Origin of the sequence: Halomonas halmophila, assembly GCF_006540005.1 — a bacterium.
Lineage (GTDB): Bacteria > Pseudomonadota > Gammaproteobacteria > Pseudomonadales > Halomonadaceae > Halomonas > Halomonas halmophila.
The window spans coordinates 1-9,266 of sequence record NZ_BJOC01000005.1 but is presented as its reverse complement, the minus strand read 5'-3'; the positions used below and the strand labels follow the sequence as shown (position 1 = coordinate 9,266).

At 65.2% G+C, this 9,266-nt stretch carries 6 protein-coding genes and 1 tRNA gene; 1 reads left to right on the top strand and 6 read right to left on the bottom strand.

Translation table 11 applies throughout. The features are described 5' to 3' along the window. Positions 1-130: 130 nt before the first annotated feature. From rsd to rnr, 6 genes are all read right to left on the bottom strand, one after another. Positions 131-619, bottom strand: coding sequence for a sigma D regulator (gene rsd, locus HHA01_RS01305; RefSeq protein ID WP_141317301.1), 489 nt, complete (start codon positions 617-619; stop codon positions 131-133). 62 nt (positions 620-681) lie between these two features. After that, positions 682-1,233: a disulfide bond formation protein B gene (locus HHA01_RS01300; RefSeq protein ID WP_141317300.1), complete on the bottom strand. Its 552-nt coding sequence runs from the start codon at positions 1,231-1,233 to the stop codon at positions 682-684. Then, positions 1,230-2,858, bottom strand: coding sequence for a glutamate--cysteine ligase (gshA, locus tag HHA01_RS01295; protein WP_141317299.1), 1,629 nt, complete (start codon positions 2,856-2,858; stop codon positions 1,230-1,232). The genes HHA01_RS01300 and gshA overlap by 4 nt, the downstream gene beginning before the upstream one ends. 140 nt (positions 2,859-2,998) lie before the next feature. Next, positions 2,999-5,353, bottom strand: a complete 2,355-nt coding sequence (locus tag HHA01_RS01290) for a Tex family protein (RefSeq protein ID WP_141317298.1) — start codon at positions 5,351-5,353, stop codon at positions 2,999-3,001. A gap of 239 nt (positions 5,354-5,592) precedes the next feature. Then, positions 5,593-6,384, bottom strand: a complete 792-nt coding sequence (gene rlmB / locus HHA01_RS01285) for a 23S rRNA (guanosine(2251)-2'-O)-methyltransferase RlmB (protein ID WP_141317297.1) — start codon at positions 6,382-6,384, stop codon at positions 5,593-5,595. Between the two features lie 35 nt (positions 6,385-6,419). Next, positions 6,420-8,861 (bottom strand): ribonuclease R, encoded by a 2,442-nt coding sequence (rnr, locus tag HHA01_RS01280; RefSeq protein ID WP_141317296.1) that lies wholly within the window; start codon positions 8,859-8,861, stop codon positions 6,420-6,422. 235 nt (positions 8,862-9,096) lie between these two features. Here rnr and HHA01_RS01275 point away from each other — a divergent pair. Next, positions 9,097-9,183, top strand: a tRNA-Leu gene (locus HHA01_RS01275). The last annotated feature ends 83 nt before the right edge of the window (positions 9,184-9,266 follow it).

Here is a 9,266-nt window from a genome sequence, read left to right as displayed (position 1 = left end):
AACGCCCGGGATTGTGGCGTCAAGGGGTTTCTTCCCTCTTCAAGCGGCGCGAGCCGCGTTCTTCCCTCTTCCAGGCGCGAAGCGCCGTTCTCGCCCACTCAAGCGGCGCAGCCGCCCTACATCGCTTCTGCTAGCGCTCCACATTGGCGGCGTCCGGGGAGTGCACGGCGTGGAGGCGGGAGATGAGCCGGTCTTCCAGCGAAAAGCGTTCGGTGAGGCCCTTGGTCAGGCGTTCCAGCCAGGCCGGCAGGCGCGGCAGGTGCTGTTCGCAGTTGGTGGTGCTCGAGTAGTCTTCGTCGAAGGCCAGCACCAGTTCGGTGGACATGTCGAGTCGCTCAAGCAGTCGATCGGCCAGCGACAGGGCGTCGTGGTCGTCGAAGGCGTCGGCCTCGGCGCGAAGTTGCGGGTAGACTTCGAAGTGCCCGGCGCTGATGTAGTCCATCAGCAGCTCGCTGAAGGCGTCGATGCGTTCCTTGGTAACGGCGTCGAGATCCTCGTCGCAGGCCTGCTTGAGCTCACTGAAATCGACGAGCAGGGCCTTGCGGGCGGCGAGCCAACGATCGATCAGTTGGTGAACGCCACCCCAGCGTTCCTGTGCGTTCTTGCAGTCTTCCAGCATGGTCCCTTACCTCGCGTGGCCACCGAGCTTAAGGCACAGACTCACCCTTGCCGCGGATGCTGTCAATCCCGCCCGGGAAGCCCCTGCCAACGATAGCCGTGATCGCGACGCCAGACCCTCGACAAGAGCCCCAGCGGCGCCAGCAGCAGGACCACGAAACCGATCAGCGTCCAACCCGGCAGCGACAGGCCGAGCAGCGTGGCCCCCACCTCGGCGCACTCGCCGGAACCGGTGAGCACGGTGGCCAGGACCTGCTGCAGAGGCAGGACCTCCATCATGTAATCGAGCCCGGGCCCACAGCTGGGAACCTGGTCGGCCGGCAGCGACTGCAGCCACAGATGGCGACCGGCCAGCGCGATGCCAACAGCCACGGCGATGAGCCCCAGCAGGCCGTAGACCGCCGCTCCCGCCCTGTCCCTGGGGGCATGCAGGGCCCCGACCAGGAAGACGGCCCCGGCCGCGATGACCGCCATGCGCTGGAAGACGCACAATGGGCAGGGCTCCATGCCGGCCAGGTGCTCCAGGCCCAGCGCCACGGCCATCATCAGGACACAGAATGCCAGTCCCGCCAGGCACCAGCGACGGACGCCCCATTCCTCGACTTCCCAGATCATGATTGGCCTCCCTTGGCCCACAGTGGCGTCAATGCCCGCGACTCCCGGGCACGTTCGAAATAATCCGCCAGAAAGGTCGCGAAGCTCTGGCTCTCACCGGCCTCGATTTCCGACTGCTGCTGAAAGGAAGTCTCCACCAACTGGTCGAACAGCGCCGCCCGCGCCGACTCGACGGGCTCCGCGCGCAACTGCGCCGCCTGCTCTCGGGCCAGCGCCAGCGTCGCCTCGACGAATTCCTCGTCGCGTTCCTCGAGCCTTGCCAGTAGACGCCCGGAGGGCGTCAGGCCAGGCTCATCGAGCCAGGGCGTCAGTTCGGCCAGCGCTTCGGCATGCGGCGCGCCCTCTTCCAGTCGATCCAGCAGGGTCGCGACTTCGCGCAGCTCGGCGAAGATATCGTGCCCCCATTCGGCGATACTGCGCTTGCGGCCGTGGTGGTCGAGTCGCAGCTCAGGGTCGCGCCCTCGGGAAACCACCAGACGGCGGTTGTCGTCGAGGTGCTCGCATTCCTCGTCACTGATCCAGGGGCTTTCGTTGAGCAGACACCACATCAGGAAGGTGTCGACGAAACGGCTGCGCGTGGCATCGAACCCCAGCGGGTCGAAGGGATCCAGGTCCAGGCAGCGCACCTCGATGTACTCGACGCCCCGCGCCTCCAGTGCCTGGCTGGGCGTCTCGTCGTGACGCGCCACACGCTTGGGACGAATATCGCTGTAGTACTCGTTCTCGATCTGCAGGATATTGTCGTTGAGCTGCTGCCAGTCGTTGCCGCCCAGATGCACCCCCATGGCGGCATAATCCGGCCAGGGCGTGGAGATGGCATGGCGCAGGGTGTTGACGTAGTTGGACAGCGAGTTGAAGCAGATCTTGAGCTGCTCCTGCACCTTGTTCTGATAGCCCAGGCCGGACATGCGCAGGCTGGTGGCATAAGGCGCAACGAGCGTCTGCTCGGCATGGGGCTGGAGGCCTTCCGGGACTCGCCCATCCGGCAGAAAGCTGCGATCCACCGCCGGCGAGGCACCGAACAGGTACAGCAGCAGCCAACTGTGGCGGCGGAAGTTGCGAATCAGGTCGAAGTACCGCGAGGAACGATAGTCCTGCATGGAACTCGTGTCATCGCCTTCCAGCTCCTTGAGCAGTGACCAGAAGTCATCCGGCAGCGAGACGTTGTAATGCACCCCGGCAATGGACTGCATGATACGGCCGTAACGCACGTCCAGCCCCTTGCGGTAGACGTGCTTCATGCGGCCCACATTGGACGCGCCATAATCGGCAATCGGCACGCTGTCGTTACCCTCGAGTCTGGCGGGCATGCTCGCCGGCCAGATGAGCTCTGCGTTCAGGCGCCGATAGCTGAAGCGATGCAGGTCGGCCATGAACTCGACGGCATCCTCGGGGCGACTGTAGACCGGCGTGATGTATTCCAGCAGCGCCTCGGAATAGTCCGTGGTGACATGCGGGTGTGTCAGCTTCGAACCGAAATCCTCGGGGTGCGGCGTCTGCGCGATATGGCCACCGCCGTCGACACGCAACCCCTCTTTCTCGATGCCGCGCCGCAGGCGACTGAAGCGCCCCTGGCTGGCGGGACCGCTGAGTCGTTCGATAAGGGTGGAGAGCAATTCTGACAAGATGACACCCCTTGTCGTGGCAGCCGGCTGCAGGATGGCGGCTGCCCGGTGATCGGTCGGGCGCCTGGGCACCCACAGAACTTAAGATTATGGCGTCGAAAAACCGTGATTCAAGGGTTCGAGGCGCGAGCAGCTCGCTCCTAACCGTCCTTCCTGGCCTTGAGCAGCGCGGCGCCCAGAGCGCCCACCCGGCTTTCATCCTGACCGTTCTGCCCGCGCGACTTGCCACCGCCCTTGCGCGGCGACTTGCCGCTCCCCCGGGCGTCGCTCCCGCCGCGCGGCTTGGCCGGCGCTTCTTCCCCGGGCTGATCGTCCATGCGCATGGTCAGCCCGATACGCGAGCGTTCCAGGTCGACGCTCATGACCTTGACCTTGACGATATCCCCGGCCTTGACCACCGACCGCGGGTCCTCGACGAACTGACTGGACAGCGCCGAGATATGCACCAGGCCATCCTGATGCACCCCGATATCGACGAAGGCGCCGAAGTGCGTGACATTGGTCACGCTGCCCTCGAGCACCATGCCGGGCTCCAGGTCCTTGAGGGTTTCGACGCCCTCGCGGAATTGCGCCGCCTTGAACTCGGGACGCGGGTCACGCCCGGGCTTGTCGAGTTCCTTGAGGATATCGTTGACGGTCAGCTCGCCGAAGCGCTCATCGGCGAATTCGGCCGCCTTGAGCGACTTGAGGGTGCCGCTGTCGCCGATCAGCCCGGCCAGCTGGCGGCCGCTGCGCTCGGCGATGCGCTCGACCAGCGGATAGGCCTCGGGGTGCACGGCACTAGCATCCAGGGGATTGTCGCCGTTCATGATGCGCAGGAAGCCCGCGCACTGCTCGTAGGTCTTGGGCCCCAGGCGGCTGACATCCAGCAACTGGCGCCGCGAACGAAAGGCACCCTCGGCGTCGCGGCGCGACACGATGTTCTCGGCCAGGTTGGCATTGAGGCCCGAGACCCGCGACAGCAGTGCCGAGGAAGCGGTGTTGAGGTCGACGCCCACGGCGTTCACGCAGTCCTCGATCACGGCTTCCAGGCTGCGCGACAGCTGTACCTGGGAGACATCGTGCTGATACTGGCCGACGCCGATGGACTTGGGCTCGATCTTGACCAGCTCGGCGAGCGGGTCCTGGAGGCGCCGGCCGATGGAGACGGCCCCGCGCACCGTGACGTCCAGGTTCGGCAGTTCGCGGGAGGCATATTCCGAGGCCGAGTACACCGAAGCACCCGCCTCGCTGACCATGACCTTGGACAGCCGACGCTTGTCGGCCATGGCCTTGACCAGCTCGCCGGCCAGCTTGTCGGTCTCGCGACTGGCGGTGCCATTGCCCACGGCGATCAATGCCACATCATGCGCCTCGACAAGGCGCGCCAGTTCGGCCAGGGACGCCTGCCACTGGTTGCGCGGCGCATGCGGGAAGATCGTGGACTCCCCCAGGAACTGGCCCGTCGCGCTGACCACCGCGACCTTGCAGCCGGTGCGCAGGCCGGGGTCGATGGCGAGGGTCGCCTTGGCGCCCGCCGGGGCGGCCAGCAGCAGATCCTTGAGGTTGGCGGCGAAAACGCCGATGGCCTCGGCCTCGGCACGGTCACGCAGGCGCCCCATCAGCTCGGTCTCGAGATGGGTATACAGCTTGACCCGCCAGGTCCAGCGCACCACCTCGGCCAGCCAGCGGTCGGCGGCACGGCCATGGTCCTCGATGGCGAAATGTCGGGCGATGGCGACCTGCGCCGGATGCACGCTGGCTTCTTCCTCGCCAGGCAGGCGAATGACCAGCGACAGCACGCCTTCGTTGCGACCACGGAACATGGCCAGTGCACGGTGCGAGGGCACCTTGCCGATGGCTTCATCATGCTCGAAGTAGTCGGAAAACTTGGCGCCCTCGCGCTCCTTGCCGTCGATCAGGCGTGCCGTGAGGATGCCGTCTTCCCACAGACGCTCGCGCAGCCGTCCCACCAGCTCGGGGTCCTCGGCAAAGCGTTCCATGAGGATCTGCTTGGCGCCATCCAGGGCCGACCTGGCATCCTCGAAGGCCGGGATATCACCATCGGCCGCACACAGATAGCCGGCCGCCTCTGACTCGGGATCCAGTGTCGGGTCGCCCAGCAGCGCGTCGGCCAACGGTTCGAGGCCTGCCTCGCGGGCCATCTGCGCCTTGGTGCGCCGCTTCTTGCGGTACGGCAGGTAGAGGTCTTCCAGGCGCTGCTTGGTATCGGCGGCGCGCAGGCTCGCGGCCAGCTCGTCGGTCAGCTTGCCCTGCTCGTCGATGGCCGACAGCACGCTCTGACGACGCTCTTCCAGCTCACGCAGGTACACCAGGCGCTCTTCCAGCTGGCGTAGCTGGCTGTCGTCCAGCGCCCCGGTGACTTCCTTGCGGTAACGAGCGATGAAGGGCACGGTTGCGCCGCCATCCAGCAGTTCGACGGTAGCGGCTACCTGAGCGGTGCGAACACCGAGTTCCTCGGCGAGACGATCGATGATCTTGGCTTGTGCGTCCATGAAATCCTTGGCAATCCAGGTCAAGATGATCGCGATAAGGTATCACAGGCTGGTTGCCAACGGCAGGCAGGAACGGAAACACTGCTTAAATGCCTGCGCATGCAAATTGCTGCGTTACGCGGTGCTCGAAAGCTCGCCTAACCGGATGTTATGTCTCGCTTTCTGCGCGCCGTGCGCCTTGCACTTCACTATGCTCGGCGATTTATGCAGATTTCCCGAATGCGACAGCGAGCAGCGAGTCACGATGCGCCGGCGCCTCGCTGACGCACGGCTTCGAACAGGCAGATACCGGTGGCGACCGAGACATTGAGGCTGGAGACCTGCCCGACCATCGGCAGCTTGACCAGGCCATCACAGGCTTCGCGCGTCAGGCGGCGCATGCCCTTGCCTTCGGCGCCCATGACCAGGGCGGTGGCCACGCTGAAATCCGCTTCGAAGAGCGAAGCCTCGGCTTCCCCGGCGGTCCCGGTGACCCAGACGCCCAGCTCCTTCATGCGCGCCATGGCCCGCGCCAGATTGGTGGCCCGGTAGACCGGCACGCTTTCGGCGGCACCACAGGCCACCTTGCGTACCGTGGCGTTGAGTGGGGCGGCCCGATCCTTGGGCACCACCACGCCGTGCGCCCCGGCGGCATCGGCACTGCGCAGGCAGGCACCGAAGTTGTGCACGTCGGTGATGCCGTCCAGCACCAGCAGCAGCGGCGGCGTTGCCGCCGACCAGCCCTGCAGCCGGTGCCAGAGCGCGTTCTCCGCCTCGAAGGCCAGCGGCGGACAGAAGGCCACCACTCCCTGATGCACGGCACCCTGGGCCTGCTGGTCGAGCAGTTCGCGGGGCAGGGTCTGGACCCTGACCCCGGCCTCTCGGGCCTGTGTCAGGAGCTCCGCGAGGCGACCGGAGGCATCGCCCTCCTGCACCCAGAGTTCACGCGGCATTTCGCCACGCGCCATCAGGGCTCGGACGGCGTGCACCCCATGGACGGCATCCAGGCCGCCAGGCGCCCGGGGCCCGCGGCGATGGGTTGGCTTGCTCATGAGGAAAGTCTCGCTAGCGGCTGAGACGGCGCCACTCAGCGGCGCCGTTGACCACGACGGCGGCGCTTCTTGCCGCCCTCTTCGTTCTGGGCTTGCGAGTCCGCGCCACCCTGGGTGCCCTTGTCCTGGCTGCCCTTGTCCTGGCTGCCCTTGTCCTGGCTGCCTTTGCCCTTGCCCGTTGCCTTGCCGGCATTCTGCTGCCGGGGGCGGCGCTTGGGCGCCTGCTTCGGACGCGGCTTGTCATCGGCCAGCTCGAAATCGATCTTGCGATCATCCAGGTCGACACGCGCCACCTGAACGGTCACGCCATCCCCGAGCCGGTAACTGGCGCCACTCTTCTCACCCTTCAGCCGGTGTTTCTCGGCCTCGTAGTGGTAGTAGTCGGAAGGCAACGAGGTGACGTGCACCAGGCCCTCGACGTAGACATCATCCAGCCGCACGAAGATGCCGAACTGCGTGACCGAGGCGATGGTGCCGTCATAGACCTCGCCGAGCTTGTCGGACATGAATTCGCACTTGAGCCAGCTTTCGACGTCCCGGGTGGCATCATCGGCACGCCGTTCGGTCATCGAGCAGTGCTCGCCCAGTTCGAGCATCTGCTCGAAGGTATAGGGGCACCACTTGCTCGGCGCCTCGACCGGCGCATCGTCGGCACGCAGGACGGTATTGGTCTGGCGCGGCCCGCGAATCACCGAGCGGATGGCGCGATGCACGACCAGGTCGGGATAGCGGCGAATCGGCGAGGTGAAGTGCGCATAGGCCTCATACGCCAGCCCGAAGTGCCCCTCGTTCTGCGGCGAGTAGACCGCCTGATTCATCGAGCGCAGCATCACCGTCTGGATGATGTCGGCATCGTCGCGACCCTTGATGGTCTCGGCCAGGTCACGATAGTCCTGCGGCGTCGGCTCGTCACCCCCGCCCAGAGACAGGCCCAGCTCGTTGAGAAAGAGGCGCAGCTTGTCGAGGCGTTCCGGCGACGGACGCTCGTGGATGCGATACAGCGCCGGCAGGTCGTGCTTGTCGAGGAAGCGGGCCGTAGCCACATTGGCGGCCAGCATGCACTCCTCGATGATCTTGTGGGCATCATTGCGCGAACGCGGCTCGATCTTCTCGATCTTGCGCTCGTCATTGAAGACGATGGCCGTCTCGGTGGTCTCGAAATCGATGGCGCCACGCGACTCACGGGCGCCACGCAGCACGCCATACAGCGAGTGCAGGTTCTGCAGCGACGGCACCAGCTCACGGTACTGCTCGCGCAGGGCATCGGCTTCTTCGCCCTCGTCCTCGAGAATCGCCGACACCTTGTTGTAGGTCAGGCGAGCGTGGGAACGGAAGACGGCCTCGCAGAACCGATAGCGACTGATGGCCCCGTTCTTGGAGATGTTCATCTCGCAGACCAGCGCCAGGCGATCGACCTCGGGATTCAGCGAGCACAGGCCGTTGGAGAGCAGTTCGGGCAGCATCGGCACCACCTGCCCCGGGAAGTACACCGAATTGCCGCGGGCAATCGCTTCCTGGTCGAGAGGCGTACCGGGCCGCACATAGTGGGACACATCGGCGATGGCCACCAGCAGCTTCCAGCTGCCCGACTTGGTCTTCCAGGCACAGACGGCATCGTCGAAGTCCTTGGCGGACTCATCATCGATGGTCACCAGCGGATAATCCCGCAGGTCGATGCGCTGCTGCTTGTCGTCATCGGCCACCTGCTCGGACATGCTGGCGATCTGGTCCAGCACTTCCGGCGGAAATTCCGAAGGAATCTCGTAACTGCGCAGGGCGATGTCGATTTCCATGCCGGGGTCCATGCGCTCGCCGAGCACCTCGCTGACCTCGCCGACCGGCTGCACACGGGTGGCCGGCTGCTTGACGATGTGCGCCGAGATCACCTGGCCGTCCTGAGCACCACCATTGGCGTTGTGCGGAATGATGACTTCCTGGGTGATGCGCGGATTCTCGGGAATCAGCACACCGAACTCGGGCGTATTCTCGCGGTACACCCCGACCATCGTCTGGGTGTTGCGGGCCAGAACCTCGACGATGGTGGCTTCGTCACGCCCGCGACGATCCCGACCGCTGACGCGCACCAGCACATGATCGCCATGGAAGACACGGCGCATCTGACGGGGCGGAATCACCAGGTCGGGCTTCTTGCCATCATCCCGGAGCAGGAAGCCGAAGCCATCGCGATGTCCCAGCACCTTGCCCTTGATCAGGTCGAGCTTGTCGATCAGCGCATAGGCACCGCGACGATTGCGCAGCACCTGGCCGTCGCGCTCCATGGCCGACAGCCGGCGGCGCACGGCCTCCTGAAGGTCCTCGTCCTCGAGACCGAGCATCTGGCTCATGGACTCGGGCGTAATGGGTTTACCGTAGTCTTCCAGCCTGGCCAGCAGATACTCGCGGCTGGGAGCGGGCTTGTCGTACTTGTGGGCCTCGCGACTGGCGTGCGCGTCGTCTTCAAGCGTCCAGTGGGTCATGCGGAGAGGATCCTTGGCAGGGTCATGGACGGCATGCGTGGCGTCACGCGCGAGTGCCGCAGGCTATCATCGGTTCTGTTCAAATATCTTGTCATGGTCGGCAGTATAGCGCCGCAGCGCCCATCACCCAAGCATGCAAGCCCACCGATTGCCCGCATGGGCGCCGGAACGAAGCGCCGGACATGGCAAATAGGGGTTGCATTCTCGGCTGAATTCGGTATGATACGCGCCACTTGCCCAGATGGCGGAATTGGTAGACGCGCTAGCTTCAGGTGCTAGTGTCCTTACGGACGTGGAGGTTCAAGTCCTCTTCTGGGCACCATTTGATACGCTGATGACCCTCGGGTCGGAAGGTATCACGCTCTTTATCAGCTCGATCGGCTCGTGTTCGCCCAGGTGGCGGAA

Coding starts and splice junctions, on each gene's coding strand:
- rsd (WP_141317301.1), bottom strand. CDS start 619: ATGCTGGAAGACTGCAAGAACGCACAGGAACGCTGGGGTGGCGTTCAC.
- HHA01_RS01300 (WP_141317300.1), bottom strand. CDS start 1,233: ATGATCTGGGAAGTCGAGGAATGGGGCGTCCGTCGCTGGTGCCTGGCG.
- HHA01_RS01290 (WP_141317298.1), bottom strand. CDS start 5,353: ATGGACGCACAAGCCAAGATCATCGATCGTCTCGCCGAGGAACTCGGT.
- rlmB (WP_141317297.1), bottom strand. CDS start 6,384: ATGAGCAAGCCAACCCATCGCCGCGGGCCCCGGGCGCCTGGCGGCCTG.
- rnr (WP_141317296.1), bottom strand. CDS start 8,861: ATGACCCACTGGACGCTTGAAGACGACGCGCACGCCAGTCGCGAGGCC.